Origin of the sequence: Shewanella sp. GD03713 (genome assembly GCF_029843705.1) — a bacterium.
Classification (GTDB): Bacteria; Pseudomonadota; Gammaproteobacteria; order Enterobacterales; family Shewanellaceae; genus Shewanella.
On record NZ_JAOCIW010000001.1, the window covers coordinates 1,505,146 to 1,522,083 of the forward strand.

General features: G+C 45.2%; 15 protein-coding genes. 12 read left to right on the forward strand and 3 right to left on the reverse strand.

All coding sequences use genetic code 11. The annotated features are described in order from the left end of the window. Positions 1-13: 13 nt before the first annotated feature. The 6 genes from N5E87_RS06745 (at position 14) to N5E87_RS06770 (ending at position 4,569) form a co-directional block, all read left to right on the forward strand. The gene (locus N5E87_RS06745; RefSeq protein ID WP_011716433.1) at positions 14-1,138 is read left to right on the forward strand and encodes a chemotaxis response regulator protein-glutamate methylesterase; all 1,125 of its coding nucleotides are present in this window, start codon (positions 14-16) and stop codon (positions 1,136-1,138) included. A gap of 13 nt (positions 1,139-1,151) precedes the next feature. After that, complete coding sequence (locus tag N5E87_RS06750) at positions 1,152-1,667, forward strand: hypothetical protein (protein WP_041412972.1); 516 nt, start codon at positions 1,152-1,154, stop codon at positions 1,665-1,667. A 64-nt stretch (positions 1,668-1,731) separates the two neighbouring features. Then, a complete protein-coding gene (locus tag N5E87_RS06755; RefSeq protein ID WP_011716435.1) occupies positions 1,732-2,523 on the forward strand; it encodes a ParA family protein in 792 nt (263 codons plus the stop codon). Further along, positions 2,507-3,514 carry a chemotaxis protein CheW gene (locus N5E87_RS06760; RefSeq protein ID WP_011716436.1) on the forward strand — a complete coding sequence of 336 codons (1,008 nt, stop codon included), beginning with the start codon at positions 2,507-2,509 and terminating at the stop codon, positions 3,512-3,514. The genes N5E87_RS06755 and N5E87_RS06760 overlap by 17 nt, the downstream gene beginning before the upstream one ends. Positions 3,515-3,521: 7 nt before the next feature. Continuing rightward, positions 3,522-4,016, forward strand: coding sequence for a chemotaxis protein CheW (locus N5E87_RS06765; RefSeq protein WP_011073088.1), 495 nt, complete (start codon positions 3,522-3,524; stop codon positions 4,014-4,016). A gap of 154 nt (positions 4,017-4,170) precedes the next feature. Then, a complete protein-coding gene (locus N5E87_RS06770) occupies positions 4,171-4,569 on the forward strand; it encodes a DUF2802 domain-containing protein (protein WP_011622093.1) in 399 nt (132 codons plus the stop codon). A 26-nt stretch (positions 4,570-4,595) separates the two neighbouring features. Here the strand turns inward: N5E87_RS06770 and N5E87_RS06775 are convergent, their stop codons facing one another. Together N5E87_RS06775 and N5E87_RS06780 are read right to left on the reverse strand one after the other, a co-directional pair. Next, positions 4,596-4,904 (reverse strand): EscU/YscU/HrcU family type III secretion system export apparatus switch protein, encoded by a 309-nt coding sequence (locus tag N5E87_RS06775; protein ID WP_086903746.1) that lies wholly within the window; start codon positions 4,902-4,904, stop codon positions 4,596-4,598. Positions 4,905-4,919: 15 nt separating this feature from the next. Further along, positions 4,920-6,983, reverse strand: a complete 2,064-nt coding sequence (locus N5E87_RS06780; protein ID WP_279775190.1) for a flagellar hook-length control protein FliK — start codon at positions 6,981-6,983, stop codon at positions 4,920-4,922. A gap of 221 nt (positions 6,984-7,204) precedes the next feature. Here N5E87_RS06780 and N5E87_RS06785 point away from each other — a divergent pair, with 221 nt between their 5' ends. Both N5E87_RS06785 and N5E87_RS06790 read left to right on the forward strand, forming a co-directional pair. After that, positions 7,205-7,990 carry a VacJ family lipoprotein gene (locus tag N5E87_RS06785; RefSeq protein ID WP_279775191.1) on the forward strand — a complete coding sequence of 262 codons (786 nt, stop codon included), beginning with the start codon at positions 7,205-7,207 and terminating at the stop codon, positions 7,988-7,990. A gap of 122 nt (positions 7,991-8,112) precedes the next feature. Further along, positions 8,113-9,216 carry a response regulator gene (locus N5E87_RS06790; RefSeq protein WP_279775192.1) on the forward strand — a complete coding sequence of 368 codons (1,104 nt, stop codon included), beginning with the start codon at positions 8,113-8,115 and terminating at the stop codon, positions 9,214-9,216. Positions 9,217-9,417: 201 nt separating this feature from the next. On the opposite strand, the gene N5E87_RS06795 is transcribed toward N5E87_RS06790, so the two are convergent. Then, positions 9,418-10,887 (reverse strand): peptide MFS transporter, encoded by a 1,470-nt coding sequence (locus tag N5E87_RS06795; RefSeq protein ID WP_279767646.1) that lies wholly within the window; start codon positions 10,885-10,887, stop codon positions 9,418-9,420. A gap of 474 nt (positions 10,888-11,361) precedes the next feature. Between N5E87_RS06795 and rfaH the strand changes: the two genes are divergently transcribed. The 4 genes from rfaH (at position 11,362) to N5E87_RS06815 (ending at position 16,856) form a co-directional block, all read left to right on the forward strand. Further along, positions 11,362-11,862 carry a transcription/translation regulatory transformer protein RfaH gene (gene rfaH / locus N5E87_RS06800; protein ID WP_279775193.1) on the forward strand — a complete coding sequence of 167 codons (501 nt, stop codon included), beginning with the start codon at positions 11,362-11,364 and terminating at the stop codon, positions 11,860-11,862. Between the two features lie 791 nt (positions 11,863-12,653). Further along, positions 12,654-15,167, forward strand: a complete 2,514-nt coding sequence (locus N5E87_RS06805) for an SLBB domain-containing protein (RefSeq protein WP_279775194.1) — start codon at positions 12,654-12,656, stop codon at positions 15,165-15,167. 150 nt (positions 15,168-15,317) lie between these two features. Further along, positions 15,318-15,695, forward strand: coding sequence for a four helix bundle protein (locus N5E87_RS06810; RefSeq protein ID WP_069453219.1), 378 nt, complete (start codon positions 15,318-15,320; stop codon positions 15,693-15,695). Positions 15,696-15,881: 186 nt separating this feature from the next. After that, entirely contained in the window at positions 15,882-16,856 is a 975-nt protein-coding gene (locus N5E87_RS06815; RefSeq protein WP_249554536.1) for a Wzz/FepE/Etk N-terminal domain-containing protein, read from the forward strand. Positions 16,857-16,938 lie beyond the last annotated feature (82 nt).

Below are 16,938 nucleotides of genomic sequence, written 5' to 3' on the forward strand. Positions count from 1 at the left end.
AATAAGGAATGGAATGGCCATTAAAGTATTAGTCGTTGATGACTCAAGTTTTTTTAGACGACGTGTTAGTGAAATAGTCAATCAAGATCCTGAACTGGAAGTGATCGCGACGGCCTCTAACGGGGCCGAAGCGGTGAAGATGGCTGCCGAGCTAAATCCTCAAGTCATTACAATGGATATTGAAATGCCTGTCATGGACGGTATTACGGCCGTGCGTGAGATCATGGCGAAATGTCCAACACCAATTTTGATGTTTTCTTCATTGACCCACGATGGCGCCAAAGCCACGCTAGATGCCCTCGATGCGGGGGCGCTCGATTTCTTACCTAAGCGCTTTGAAGATATTGCGACCAATAAAGACGAAGCAATTCTATTATTGCAGCAAAGGGTTAAAGCCTTAGGTCGTCGCCGGATTTTCCGCCCGACGGTGCGTCCAACGGCGCCTACGCCGCCACCTCGCCAGAGTGCGAGTACCGTATTAGGCGGCGCTGCTACCCATGCGCAACCTGCGCCAGCGCCTGTGCGTTCTTCACCTGCAACCTCGATTCGTCCAAGTGGTAAGCAATATAAATTATTGCTGATTGGCACATCGACTGGCGGGCCTGTCGCCTTGCAGAAGATTTTGACTCAGTTCCCAGCAAATTATCCTCATCCTATTTTGCTTATCCAGCATATGCCTGCGGCTTTCACCCCCGCTTTTGCGAACCGTTTAAACGGTTTGTGTAAGATCGAAGTGAAAGAAGCGGCTAATGGTGATGTATTGCGTCCAGGTTGCGCTTATCTTGCGCCAGGTGGAATGCAAATGATGGTTGAGCGCGCTGGTGTTACTGGCCGTGTTAAAGTCTTGGCGGGTAGCGCTGAGATGAATTACAAACCCTGCGTCGACATTACCTTTGCCTCAGCATCTAAAGCCTATGGCGGGGATGTGCTGGCGGTCGTGCTGACGGGCATGGGAGCTGACGGCCGCGAAGGTGCGCGTATGCTGAAATCGGTGGGCGCGACTATTTGGGCTCAGGATGAGGCCAGCTGCGTGGTTTATGGTATGCCGCAGGCGGTGGCCAGTGCGGGTATCGCCACTCAGTCAATTTCTCTGGATAACATGGCGGAGTCGATTTTAAAAGAGTCTGCGCGTGGCTAAGTCGAAAACACCGATAAGCACAAATATTGTGCTTATCATAGTGTTAATGGCGATCGCTATATTGTGCCTCGGCGCGTTAAGTCTCGACTATCATCGAAAAATCACTGCATTACGCGATGATGTAAAGCGATTGGAGTCGACACAGATTTTGCTCATGGTGCCGGATGAACAGGCACAGGCGATTGCGTCTTGGCTCGCTTCCCATCCGGATCAAACCAAAGCAATGTTAAAGTTGGCTTCACCGGGAGAGCAAAAGGCGGTGACGCTGGGCCCTGAGGCGTTCTCGGCATCCGATGCAAAAATTCCGCCGACGCTTGAGAAACCGGTAGAGGATAAACCGTCGCAGCAGCAAACTGCTGTCGATCCCGTGCCTGAGTCTCTGCGTACAGAAGCTTCATCGGCTGCTGCTACGGAAGCACAACCTCAGTCGAGTAATGTTCCCGTGGTGATTTCAGAAAATGCCGATGGGGTCAAAGTCATTAGTTTGCCTAACGGCGGCATAAGAGTGACCACAAGGGAAGGCGAGTAGTGCTTGTCGTTGCTCAAACGGGCATGATAAATAGCCGAGAATCAACATTAAAGAGGTCAGTTCTTTGAAAGTCTGGACCATTGCGAATCAAAAAGGTGGGGTTGGAAAAACCACTTCAGTAGCCAGTTTAGCGGGTGCGCTCACTAAACGGGGTAAACGTGTACTGATGATTGATACCGATCCCCATGCATCGCTTGGTTATTATCTTGGCATTGACTCTGAAGAGGTTCCTGGTTCGCTATTTGACGTGTTTGTGGCGCATAAGAGTCTGACGACAGACTTAGTGAAATCCCACATAGTGCCCACCTTAGTCGATGGTTTAGATTTACTGCCCGCTACGATGGCGTTAGCCACGCTAGACAGAGCCCTAGGACATCAAGAGGGCATGGGGTTAGTGCTGCGTAATTTATTGGCTCTGGTTGCCGATGAATACGATGTGGCGATAATCGACTGTCCACCCGTGTTAGGGGTATTAATGGTGAACGCGCTGGCGGCCAGTCAACACATAGTGATCCCAGTGCAAACCGAGTTTTTGGCCATAAAAGGGCTCGAGCGCATGGTCAAAACCATGGAAATCATGGGGCGGTCAAAGAAAACCCGTTATAGCTATACTGTTGTACCCACTATGTACGATAAACGTACCAAGGCATCACCTGCTGCCTTGCAGGTGCTGAGTGAACAATATGGCGACAGCCTTTGGCGAGATGTGATCCCAGTAGATACTAAATTTAGAGACGCCAGTTTGGCACATTTACCCGCTTCCCATTATGCAAGCGGCAGTCGTGGCGTAAAAGCTTACGAGCGATTATTAGATTTTCTTTTAGCTGGGGAGTTTGGCCATGTCAAAATCGGTTGATGAAACTGTTTTTGATTTTTTTGAATTATTGCTGCATGAAGAAGACTGCAAAGCTGTGGATTCCCCGAGTGCGCCTCAACATGAGGTTGTGGCACCACTGGTTGGCAAAAAAAATGAAGCACAATTACTCGATGACGCCATTTTAGCCGAGCACAGTCAGGCTAAAGTGCACGCGAGTGTGACCATTGCTGCTGAAGTGCAGCCGCAGAAGGCAAAGTCTGTCAGTAATATGCCTCATCTTGATGAGCCAGCGCCGTTAGTTAATAAGCAGGCTTTGGAGAAACTCCTCGCGCCGGTATTAAAAACGGTGGTGATTGAGGATAAGCCTGCGGAAGTGTTGAGCGAAGTCGCGCCCGAGATGGATAAGGTGCCTGAGGAGATCCAAGAGAGTATCTCTTCGCTACCCGAATGCGACGCTAGCGTCACCATTGAGCAGCCATCCACTGTCGTAGATGACGAGATAATCATTGAGACAACACCCGAGACTCAGGTGGGGTTTGCCCCTCCAAGTATCACAAAAGACCTGCAAGAAGTACTCGATGATGAGTTTCAAGTACTATTCTTTAAAGTGGCAGGGTTAACCTTAGCTGTGCCTTTAGTGAGTCTGGGTGGGATCGTTAAGGTTGAGCGGATTAATCATATTATCGGTCGCCCTTCTTGGTTTTTAGGGGTGCAAACCCATAGGGAAGAGCAGTTAAATCTGGTTGATACCTGTGCATGGGTGATGCCAGAAAAATACACGGATAAACTGGCGCAATCGGTAAATTATCAATATCTTGTATTATTAGAAGGCAGTAATTGGGGATTAGCTTGTGAGTCTCTCGTTAATGCAGTAAAAATTAATAAATCGCAAGTAAACTGGCGCAGCAAAGCCGGGAAACGTCCTTGGTTAGCTGGTGTAGTGAAAGAACAAATGTGTGGCATTTTGCACGTACAAGCCTTAGTTGAAATGCTTGATGCGGGTTTAGGCTGTCAGGACTCCATTGGTTGAGGTAAACATGAAAGATACAAGAAATGTCGCGGCCGTGGCTGCAAGTAAAGATGATGCAGTATTGCAATGGGTTACCTTTAAGTTAGACAACGAAACTTATGGTATCAATGTGATGCAGGTGCAAGAGGTGTTACGTTACACCGAGATTGCTCCTGTGCCTGGCGCCCCCCATTACGTATTAGGGATCATTAACCTGCGCGGCAATGTGGTGACTGTTATCGATACACGATCACGTTTTGGTCTGCAATCGGCGGAAGTGGATGATTCGACTCGTATCGTGATTATCGAAGCTGAGAAACAAGTAATCGGTATTTTGGTGGATAGTGTGGCCGAAGTAGTTTATCTGCGCCGCTCTGAAATTGATAATGCCCCGAATGTCGGCACTGAAGAAAGCGCCAAATTTATCCAAGGCGTGAGCAATCGCGATAACGAGCTACTGATCCTCGTCGATTTAGACAAGTTATTATCCGATGAAGAATGGGCTGAGTTAAATCAGCTCTAAGCTTCCATGATCAGACGACAGATTAGTTAATCTGTCGTCCTTGCTTTTCAAAATGCAAACGGTTTATTTCGCCATTGTTTAACCATTATGATTGCCGTTTGGTGAACCCGTTGTATTGTTGATTTCAGTTTATTGTGATGCGTAAGGATGATTAATGGGCGATGAATTTTTAATCGCAGCCTTAGTTTATGTGATTGCGTGTTTAGGGTTAGTCCTTTATCTCCAAAAACAATTGAGTAAGTTGCGCAGTAAAGTTGAAGCGTTAACCGTGCTGGTCAAAGAAGGCGATCGCCAACGTGAGTCCTTTAAACGGGAGTTGCAGGAGCTTCGCAGCGGCACTATCGGCATGGGACGACGTGTTATCGAGCTTGAGAAGCGCTTACATCAACAATCTGAGCGTATCGAAGAGTCGACGCAGCAGGATCCTCAAGCCAAACTCTATACCCGAGCGATGAAAATGGTCGCGTTAGGCGCGGGGGTAGACGAACTGATTAAAGAGTGTGAGTTACCTAAAGCCGAGGCTGAGCTGTTAATTCGCCTTCATCGAAAATAAGCAGACAAAGTCGCATCGTCCTTATTTTAGGCTTTCTCTACAATTTTCTTGTGCATGTTATTCCACTGCTCAGGAAATTTGCCATCCAACATGTACACAAAGGCAATCAGTTCTGCGATCAGCAGATACAGTTCTTTCGGAATTTCCTCACCTAATTCGAGTAATCTCAAAAAGTTACTCAGGTGGGGATCTTGATGAATATAAACGCCTGATGCTTTTGCGAGCGCAATAATTTCATCTGCAACCAATCCTTCCCCTGATGCCACGACTTTAGGGGCATGTTTCCCATCGTAACTCAAGGCGACGGCTTGCTGGGTTTTGGGTTCTTCATTCATCATTCATTCTCGACTTTAAGCACGTGTTTTCACTAAAAAATGATCGCCCGGGAGCAGTGTCGCCGGCACTTGGGCAATTTGGGTGGAAAGCTCCCCTGGCGTAAAGCCTAGCTGGGATAACTTTTGGCCTAGGGGAGCTAAAAAATTATCAACGCGATTGAGCAGTTGTTGGCTATTACCTTTAAATTGAATATCTAACACTTGCTGATGGAAGCGTGCCGAAATTAGCAGCGGCCCCTGTGCAAGATTAAACTTCAATTGCAGATGCCAAGCTTTGTGCTTTTGTTGTTCGTCATCATAGGCATCTCGTTCAAATTTTCCTTCGAGCTGTTCATGCCGTTGATTGATCCCATAGGGCAGGGCAAAAAACCATACCAGATTGCCGTTGTTTTCGCCGCTTGCCTGCTGATAAAGGTGTAAGCTCGAGGCCAGTTGGCTCATGCTTTCAAACCCTCCGGCTTTACTCAATTGTCCAAGCTGATTGGTCGATAAACCCGTTTTAGCCTGTAATTGCTCTAGGTAATCTGCAAGCTTTTGGCTGACCGTATTGTTGCCATTATTGGCCCTAAACCCCAACAATAGTTGAAATAACGAGGTAATCGCATTGGCATTCATAAAAACGGCGGGTTGACTAAGCTGTGGCGCGGCAAGGTTTAAGGCTGAAAGCCCAAGCATAGCGTCCTTTAATTCGCTCAGTTCACTTAATTGGCCTAATGTTGGCGGGCTTAAATGGGGCAAATGTTTTAATAACTCCGCCGCTAGATTTGCTCCGCCGCGCGCGAGCATTTGTTCTAATGGTAAGGCACCTGCTTTGGTAAAAGCTTTCTGTAGCACCTCATTGACATTGATTTGTGCCTCGGTGGACTTATTTGTTTTTTCGCCTAATTGAGCCTCCATCGCCTGTGGTTTGAGACTCAGCGGCAACTCGTTACCGACTAAGCCAGTTTTAGTGGAACTTGTAGGGGGGAGATCCTGTTGAGCCTTGGCTGCTAAAAGCGAATTTCGATTGCTATCGAGATTGCTCGCACCCGATGCCATTGTTTTAGCTTCTAAAGGTTTTAATTCTAGTGGTTTAGATTCAAGGGACTTAGATTCAAAGGCCTTGGATTCTAACGTCTTAGCATCCAGCACTTGTGCTTTTTGCTGAGCTTGGGAAGTTTCTTGCGATTGCGCCGTGGTATTTAACGTTTGATTTACAACAGTCAGCTTAGGTTCAGTATTGGCTTGTAGACTGGTTTGAGGATTAGCGGCCGATACATTGATTTTGCTGTTTGGCATATCTGTTGCGGAAGAAGGAGCTAGCATATTGGCAGCTTTATTCTCCGAGGACACAGGTGCTTGAGTACTAGGCTTCGCTGCATTTGATGGCTCGGCCTGTGGTGCAATTCCTTCAAGTTTACGTAAAAATGCAGCAATTATCTGAGCAGGCTCAGTTTTAGTGATGACCACATTAGCTGCTTGTTTATCAATAATGGGAAGTTGAGTTTCATTTATTGGCGCGCCAATGTGGATTTCAAGTTTGCTCAGTATTGGGGTCAGGACTAAAATAGGCCTTCCTTGCGAGAGGCTTATTTTAGCTTGATATTCTCCAGTGCTGAGTCGAGTACCAGGATCCTGTGGCACCACAGTCCCGTTGGCAAATTGAAATTCTTTTGTTGTAACAGTGACATTGGGTAGCGGATATCCCTGCGGCCTAGCCGCTAGGGTATAGAGCTTATCCAGGGAGATGCCATTTTGCTGCGCAAGTTGCGCTATCGCTTCGGGTAATTTTAGGGTCAGTGTCGCGCCTAGCGTCAGTAATTGTGCGTTAGCGACAGTGCTATTGGCACTCGTGCTGGCAGTGGCTTCTGGGGGGATTGGATTCACTAAGAAACTACTCGCCACAATCAAGGCTTGTCTTTGCTGTGCATTAACAAGCTTTAAATTATATTCTGTACCGTTTAGAATAATACTATCGCCCTCGGGGGAGACTTGCACTTCAGCTGGAAGGGGACGTGAGTTTACGCTCACGGCATCGTTTGAAGAGGCTGGAGCGATTAATTGCGCATTAGCGGTATTAATAAGTGGAATTGACTCCATGTAAGGCCCTTGTTGGTGTATCTAACGGCACGTTATTTTGAAAAATTAACAATTGACCAAAATGTTTTGCCAAGTATGCTTATGCGCTTTGTAAAAACAACGACAGTTTCTCTGTCATACTAGAGTATGCCACTCAGGTGAATAATCTTTTATCGTCACTTGTCCTTGGTCACTTTAGCAAAACTCGATATCTAAGCAGTACATTTATTTAAGAGAGCAATATGAAGTTGAAATGGCTAGGGGTACTTTTAGGATTTACATTACTGCCTAAGGTGTATGGGGCAGAGGCGACTGTACCTGAGACTACTCCAAAGGATACGGCTTCAGCAGTAAAGATTACTTACGATGATCCGCGTGATCCCTTTGAGGGATTTAACCGTGCAATGTGGGATTTCAACTATCTGTATTTAGACCGGTATATTTATCGTCCTGTCGCACATGGATACAACGATTATCTGCCATTGCCCGCCAAAACGGGGATAAACAACTTCGTACAGAATTTGGAAGAACCGAGTAGCCTAGTTAACAACGCCTTACAGGGTAAATGGGGCTGGGCGGCAAATGCTGGTGGCCGTTTTACGGTGAACACCACAATCGGTTTACTAGGGGTATTTGATGTGGCCGATATGATGGGGATGCCACGCAAGCAAGATGAATTTAACGAAGTGCTAGGCTACTACGGCGTGCCAAACGGACCGTATTTTATGGCTCCCTTTGCCGGCCCCTATGTAGTGCGAGAACTCGCGTCGGATTGGGTTGATGGTCTATACTTTCCACTATCTGAGCTAACAGTGTGGCAATCCATTGTTAAATGGGGACTTAAGAGTCTTCATGCGAGAGCATCGGCGATTGACCAAGAAAGGCTTGTTGATAATGCGCTCGATCCCTATACCTTTGTGAAAGATGCGTACTTACAACACATGGACTATAAAGTCTATGATGGCAATGTTCCTCAAAAACAAGAAGATGATGAGTTGCTCGATCAGTACATGCAGGAACTTGAGTAAGCTTATGCGCTGTACTTGGCTGTAAATCCTTTTTTGCAGCCAAGCCCTTGCCGTATTGAATGATTCTTCCGATGTCATGATTGAGTTATTGCTATCGCAATGAATGTTATTCGGGAATCTTTATGGCGTTAAATGATGTTTCTATTCTTTGGGTCGAAGACGACCCGGTCTTTAGGCAAATCGTCGCCACTTTTCTGATTGGGCGCGGTGCCAAAGTAGTGCAGGCCTGCGATGGTGAGCAGGGACTGTATATTTTTAAGCAACAACGTTTCGATATTATTCTTGCCGATCTCAGCATGCCTAAACTCGGTGGACTCGATATGCTCAAGGAAATGAGTAAATTAGAGCCGCTGGTGCCTTCAATTGTGGTCTCTGGTAATAACGTAATGGCGGATGTCGTCGAAGCTCTGCGTGTTGGTGCCTGTGATTATCTCGTAAAACCCGTCCCCGATTTATTTATCATCGAACAAGCCATAAAACAGGGGTTGCAACGACACCATTCCGATGATGTGACTCAAGCAGAGTTTGATGCTTTATCTAATCAAGAACTCAAGGATAACTTGGTTCTGTTAGAACAAAGTGTCGAGGCAGCTAAGCAAGTTCAGCAGCAGCTATTTCCTGCCTCTAACATCAGCTATCCCACAGCCAAGGTGGATTACAGTCTGTTTAAGAGTAGCGATATCAGCAGTTACTTTATTGATTCCACTATGGTGGGTAGTGACTACCTCATCATGTACATGGCCCATCTCTATCCCGAAGATAATAGAGCGGCTTTTGCCTGTGTATTGCTGCGCAGTTTTGTTAACCAAAAGCTCAAAAGTTATCGTAGTGGCCAAAGCAAGACCATTATCGAGCCCTTCAATATGTTGAGTTATTTGAACGAGCGTTTAGTTAAATCTGGCCTCGATATTACAGTCGATATTATTTATGTCGCTATCGAATTAACACGCTATCGCGCCGCGATTGCGCAAGCAGGTAAGGGGCTGAGGTGCTATTTGCGTAATGATGAAGGTTTGAGCCCATTAGCACTTTCTGAGAGCTTGCAATTGGGGATGTTAGATTGGGGTAAACCGAGCATTCAGTTTCGCACTATATTGCCGCAGGAGCAGCTCTGTATCGCGACCAGTGAGCCTGAACATAAGCAGCAACTCTTAGAAAACCAATTTAAAGGCCTTGTTTATGATTCACAGTTACCAGCGGGTGGCTTTATGCAATTAAGTCTATAACTGTGGGGAAATTCACTATGCCACGACAGCGACTTTGTGCGTATCTATGACAACGAATGTGAAGGTTGGCGATGATTCTAAAATCGACTATTAACCAGAAATGTAATTGGAAATTAGCTCGATGGCTTAAGTTAATCTTCTATGCGACAAATAAAAAACGCTGCCATGGCAGCGTTTTTTATTGATTGAACCTAAAGCATATTAACGTTTAATCGCTTCATGCTCACCGGTAACGGCAATTTCATCTTCTAACGCTTCGGCTTCGTTGTGATGCTTGCTTTCTGCGCCATGCATCCAATCCACAAGTTTGTCGGCCATGAAGTATAAGATCACACCAGAAAGCGCAGCAGTAATCGCAATACCCGAGAAAATGGCCATTGCATTGGCGAGCTGTTCTTCTTTTTCACCGCCGTGGCCGATGAATGAACCCACTACGCCACCAATCTTGTTAGCGGCAGCAACGAACAGGAACCAAGAACCCATCATTAATGAAGCTATACGTAATGGGGCTAGCTTAGTCACCATCGACAAACCAATCGGTGATAAGCAAAGCTCACCCATAGTGTGGAAGAAATAAGCACCGACTAACCACCACATGCTCGATTTCGCGGAAGCATCGCCACCCATCTCAACAACGGCACCGATCATGAATAAGAAGCCAACGGCTAATAGCACTAAGCCTAAAGCAAACTTAACAGGCGAGTTTGGTTCATTCTTACCTAAGCGTACCCAAATCGAGGCTACAACAGGTGCAAAAATCACGATAAACATCGCGTTTAAGGATTGGAACCAAGTGGTAGGAACTTCCCAAGTACCGATCATACGGTCGGTAAAGTCATTCGTGAACAGGTTCATCAAGCCGCCAGCTTGTTCAAACCCCGCCCAGAAGATGATGGTAAATAAGCCCATCACCATGATGACTTTAATACGGTCACGCTCAACTTTGGTGAGTGGCTCTTTGCGAACTTCGCCTTTTTCTGCCGCTTTTTGCTTTTCAAGCTTAGCAGCAGGAGTTCTACCGATGTCACCAAGTAGCTTTTGCGCAAACACAAGTTGGATGATTAATGACAGGATCATACCAATACCGGCACAGATAAAGCCGGCTTGGAAGTTGCCATCATAAGCCGCCACCACCGAACCTACGATAATACCCGATAGGAAAGCACCGACGTTGATCCCCATGTAGAAAATGGTGAATGCACCGTCACGTCGATGATCACCTTCTTCGTACAGATCGCCTACCATGGTAGAGATATTCGGCTTGAACAGGCCGTTACCTAAGATCAAGGTACCTAAGCCGACATAGAAAACTTCGGTTTCCATACCTGGTACCCAAGCGTGCGGCGTACCAAGAATAAATTGACCTGCGGCCATTAAAGTACCGCCAATCATAATCGCGCGGCGTTGGCCTAAAAAGGTGTCAGCTAACCAGCCACCGATAAGCGGTGTTAAGTAAACTAGGCCAGTGAATGTACCATAGAGTGAAATCGCATCGGCTTGCGTCCAACCTAAACCGTGTCCCCCTTCACTCTGCACTTTGTCCACTAAATACAGCACCAAAATGGCGCGCATTGCGTAATAACTAAAACGTTCCCACAGTTCTGTTGTAAATAGAAGGAACAGGCCCTTGGGATGACCAAGCATCGTCCCTTGTGGTTTTGCTACGCTCATGAAGTTTCCACCTTAAGCTCGTGATTGCCTGTGGCGCCCCTGTAACAGGATGATGTCACCACAGAAAAATGGTTGTTGCTCTTCTCATTTATCCACTGTGAATTCGTTGGTTTACTAAAGCTTTAAAGCAAGAGTAACTTGTTGAATTACGGCGGCTTTGGTATGAGTTATTGTTACGTTCTTATAATAAAAGTAATATCTTATAGCATTAAATTGAACGATTTCGCTAAAATCCCACCTTATATACCCTTTAAAAGTGGCTAAAGTCAATTTTGGCTTGCTAACTGGTGAGATTATCTGCAACTTACAGCAAAGGCCGATTAATGCTGATTTTACTAATATAAGTCGTCATTGTTCATATACCGAGCGGCAATCCTTTTGTGCCAAAAAACTGCTTCCATCTCTATTCACAACTTTGCTATGATTGCGAGCCGTGAATGGACGTCACTTAACATAGGGTAGTGAGATTAGTAGATGAAGGCATGGTACCTTTTGTATTGTAAACCTCGAAGTGAAGCGAGGGCACAACAGAACTTAGCGCTTCAAAATTTAGAGACATACTTACCGATGGTTTCTGAAGAAAAATCTCAACGCGGGCAGAAGCGGATCTGTCGCGTACCTCTATTCCCAAATTATCTGTTCATCAATTTCGACCCAAGCCAAACCAGTGTTAAGCAGGTCAACTCTACTCGTGGAGTGAGCCGTATCGTCAACTGCCAAGAAAAAATGACGCCTATTGACGATCGTATTATTCACGCCATTCGCATGAAAGAATTAACGCCTTCCCAAGCGGTTTTAGACCACGAACTAGAACTAAAAACCGGGGAAAAAATTCGCTTTAAAGATGGGCCATTTATTGATTTAGAAGGCATTTTTCAAGAAAGATGCCCAAACAAACGTTGCCAAGTTTTATTTAATATCATGGGGCAAATCAAAACCTTAACAGTTCCAATGCAATCTGTTGAGCGCGTGTGATTTATTAACTATTTCACTTTGCTGGTTTAGGATTTTAACCTAGAGACGTGTAAGAAATTTGCTATAAGTTGAGTTTATAAAATTTAAACAAGATTAAGATTGAAATAAAAATTTTGTTTTTAATCAATATTTTGCTGGCTATTTTTGAATTTACGTTGTTTGTTAAAAGAAAAAGTGCATAAAAAGCAACCAAGCAAGGTGTGGTAGCCATTAATTAAACAAACTGCGTAGTGGTTTAGCAGTACAATCTGCCACTGCTTAAGCCGCTAGAACTTAGTTTTTACAATAAACGTTTTATTTGATTTTATGCTGTAGCAAGTTCTGACCTTAGGTTTCTAACAGGCATTATTTCTCTGTTATTCGAAGACCGAAAGCATGAACCTGGTACTTAAATCTTAAGTCTCAACATGGGTAAGTGATAAAGTTCGATATACCTTGAGACATAGCTTTAACCTATTAAAAAATCTAATTTTTCGCAATGCGAAGGGCAATATAGAGGCCGCAATCTATGGGCGGTAGCGTGTCCGAATGACATCGAATGAATGGTTTTATTCGCTTAGCGGATGCCAAAGGGGTCGATAGCGTGTCAGGTTTCGATGAACGATATCCATGCGCAGTTGTTTGGATGGTCTTCGGCCTCTAGGGCACAATCCAAAGCGCCGCTCTGCAAAGCTCGCAAGTTAGCTTTAGAGCCTAGACCTTAGAAGTACAATCTTCTCGCAGGGCAAAGCCCGATCAGCTTTTAAAGTTTTTAATGTTTTCCATCATCTTTACCCAATCGGAGATATCTGGTGTTACAACAATTCAAAAAATACATCAAAGCGGTTCCCAAAACCGCAATATTAGTTGGCATCACTGCCACGATATTGATGGGCACACAGGCGCAAGCTATTACGCCCTCTCCGCAGATGATAGAGCAATTCAAACAACTACCTAAGTCAGAGCAAGAACGTTTAGCTCGCCAATACGGTATTGATCCGTCAATGATCACGGGGGCCTCATCTACTGCTACTGTTGTTGAAAACCCACCTGTAGTTACGCCACGAACGGAAACAGGTAACAACGTCATCGATCAATCTGAAGACGATAAACTTAACCAGGCAACCAAAACGGAAGCTAAGGTTGAAGCGATTGAAAGCAAAAAAGAAGATCAGCTAAAACGTTTTGGCTATGACTTATTTGCTGGTTCTCCAAGTACGTTTGCTCCCGTTTCTGATGTACCAGTGCCTGCTGAATACATGATGGGCCCCGGTGATACCTTAAATGTGCAGTTTTTTGGTAAAGAAAATAATCAGTTCACGTTAACCGTGGGCCGTGATGGTGCAGTGCAATTCCCTAACCTGGGGCCTATCTCACTAGTAGGCTTAACCTTTGCTGAAACTCGCGAGTTATTACAGCAAAAGATCAGCCAAAGCATGATAGGTATTGAGTCTAATATCACTATGGGTGAGTTACGTTCAATCCGGATTTTTGTTGCCGGTGACGCTTACAAGCCAGGCTCCTATACTGTATCGAGTTTATCCACTATTACCCAAGCCTTGTTTATCTCGGGTGGCGTGAACGAAATTGGTAGCTTGCGTGATATTCAATTAAAGCGCTCTGGTAAAACTATTGGCCGTTTAGACTTGTATGATTTATTGCTTCGTGGCGATGCTTCGGGTGATATGCGATTACAATCCGGTGATGTGGTCTTTGTTCCATCTACAGGGGGCACTGTGAGTGTCATTGGCGAAGTGCGTCGCCCTGCCATTTACGAGCTTAAAAATAACGAAACCATGGCCGATGTGATTAATATGGCCAGTGGCTTAAACCCTGGCGCTTATCCTAAAGCCAGTACCATAGAACGTTATAGTCGTGAAGCGGTAAAAACCGTGGTAAGCGTAGATTTAACCGAAAATTCAGGCTTAAGTACGTTAGCTAAAAATGGCGACTTGCTAAATGTGCGCTCAGCTTCAAGCCGTATTGATAATGCTATTACGGTCTCAGGAGCAGTAATCCGCCCTGGTAAATATCAATGGACAAATGGTCTAACCGTTGCCGATTTATTGCCTTCTATTTGGGGCGATTTAACCATCTCGGCAGACTTGGATTACAGCTTGTTGGTTAGAGAAGTCAACCAACGTGGCGATATCGAAGTCGAGCGTATTAACCTCGGTCGCGCAATTGGTGAACCAAAATCACATTATAATCTTGAGCTAAAGCCACGTGATTCAGTCATCGTATTTGACTATGCAGATCGTGAGGAGCTGCTTAAGCCCATTATTAAAAAGTTAAAAGAGCAAAGCCGTTTTGGCGATGCAGCGAAGCTAGTTAATATCAATGGTAATGTGCGTTTTCCTGGCCAGTATCCAATAACGGTTAATGCCGATGTTAAAGATTTACTTATAGCTGCAGGCGGGCTAGAAGAAGGCGCATATACACTATCTGCAGAGCTGACTCGCCAACAAGTGTCTGAGCAAAATGGGGTTAAAGTAGAACATGTGCAGCTTAGTTTAGACCGCGTTATGCAAAATGATCCGGCGGCCAATATCAAACTGCAAAGCCGTGACATCTTAACCGTACGTACGTTGCCAGACTGGCAAGAAACTCGCTGGGTCACCATTAAAGGTGAAGTCAAATTCCCCGGTACTTACAGTATCCAGCGCGGCGAAACCTTAAAACAAGTGCTTGCTCGTGCAGGGGGGATGACGAGTGATGCTGCACCCCGCAGTGCAGTCTTTTTACGCAAATCTATTCAAGAGAAAGAACAGCAAGAGCTTGCTAAGCTTGCCGATGAGTTGCGCCGTGAGATTGCAGCAAAAGCCTTAACCAAAGACACGCCTACCGTTGGTTATAACGATGCACAAATGATGTTAAATCAGTTGGAAAACGTTAAAACGGTTGGTCGTTTAGTTGTCGATATCAATGCGATTGAATTAGGTATCGAAAGTGCCGATTTAATGCTAGAAGATGCAGATGCACTCTACATTCCACCTGCTAACCAGACGGTTTCTGTTATGGGCCAAGTGCAACACCCAAGCACTCATCGCTTTAAAACTGGTCTAACCTACGAACAGTATTTAGCGTTATCCGGTGGGGCACGTAAACGCGCTGACGAATCACGCACTTATATATTAAAAGCTGATGGCTCGGTACAAATGCCTGAATCTTCATTGTGGTTTACTGGCGGTAGCTCAATGGAACCTGGTGACACCATAGTTGTACCATTAGATACCGAATACAAAGATAACCTCACGCTATGGACTCAAGTAACGAGCATTATCTACAACACCGCCGTTGCAGTATCCGCAATATCGGGGATATAACGCCACGGTGTGGCAAGAATCTAGGGCGTTGCTTCGCAACTGCTAGGACGCAGCAAAAAGCGCTGCTCTAGGACGCCACTGCGTGGCTCTAGAATCTAGGACGGCCTATGGCCTCTAGGCCCTAGAACCTTCTCTAATTAAGGAGCTCTCATGCGATTCGAACAACTGGATGTTTGGAAACGAGCTTGCCGCCTTTCATGTGATGTCTACAAGGAACTTAAGAATTGCAGAGATTATGGGCTCAGAGATCAGATGACCAGAGCGGCAGTTTCTATTCCCTCAAATATTGCTGAGGGGGAAGAGCGTGAATCAACTGCTGAATCTGCAAGATTTCTTTATTTTGCAAAAGGCTCATCAGGGGAGCTGATAACTCAGATATATATTGCGATAGAAATTGGCGTAATAGACAAACAAAACGGAATGACTCTTATCAAAGAGGCAAAAGAAATTTCAGCAATGATTGCTTCTTTGATAAAAATACGAAAAGGCAGTGTCCGAGAAGAGTACGCAGATTATAAAAGTACGTAGAAACTAGGGCTGCCTACGCCCTCTAGGACGCAGCGAAAAACGCTGCTGCTAGAACGCTCGCAAGCTCGCTCTAGGCCCTAGAACCTAGGATTTAAAACCTAGAATCTAGTACCTAGCACCTAGTACCTTCTTTAAATATCTTTAAGCTTTCCTAGGGCCTAGCACCTAGGGCCTAGAACCTAAAAAATGAATACACAAATTACTCAAAATCCAAACACATACCAATCCGACGCCAGATTTCCTCAAGCGCAAGACGACGAAATCGATCTTCGTGAGCTTTTTGCCGTCATCTGGCAAGGCAAATGGCTCATTATTGCCATAACCGCTGTTTTTGCCATTGCCTCTGTCGCCTTTGCTATTTTACAGCCCAATATTTATAAATCCGAAGCCCTCCTTGCGCCAGCATCAGAGGAACAGGGCGGTGGCTTAAGTGCCTTGGCGTCGCAGTTTGGTGGTTTAGCGAGCCTTGCTGGGGTTAACCTCGGCGGTAAAGGTGGTACTGATAAAACCCAGCTTGCGATTGAAGTATTAAAATCCCGCCAATTTACCAGTGAGTTTATTCAAAAGCACAACATACTTGCTGATTTAATGGCCGCAAAAAAATGGGTTCAGGATACGGATAAAATTATCTACGACCCTGAGCTATATAACGAGCAAACCAATACTTGGGTGCGCGATGTCGAACCTCCATTTAAGCCTGAACCGTCAATGCAAGAGGCCTATAAAGTATTTAGTAAAATCATCGCAGTTAATAAAGATAAAGAATCTGGCATGGTGACTATTTCAGTAGAGCATTTATCCCCAACGGTTGCCGAGCAATGGGTCAATTGGTTGATTCAAGATATTAATAAGGTGATGAAGGAGCGTGATGTAGCAGAAGCTAATCGCAGTAGCGATTTTTTAAATAAGCAAATCGCCCTAACCAATGTCGCCGATATTAAGACAATTCTTTATAAGTTGGTTGAAGAGCAAGCAAAAACCATCATGTTTGCCGAAGTGCGTGATGAATACGTATTTAAAACTATCGATCCCGCATTAGCGCCTGAGGAAAAGGCCAAACCTAAACGCGCATTAATATGCGTTTTAGGCACCATGCTCGGCGGTATGTTGGGGGTGATGTTAGTGCTGGTAAGGCATTTTATGAGAAAAGATCAAAACTAGAGATTAAAAAAATGGGCCTATTGGGACAGTTTGAAGAAAAACAGTAAAACCTAGGATTTACGTGGGATGGCGAAGATAAAGT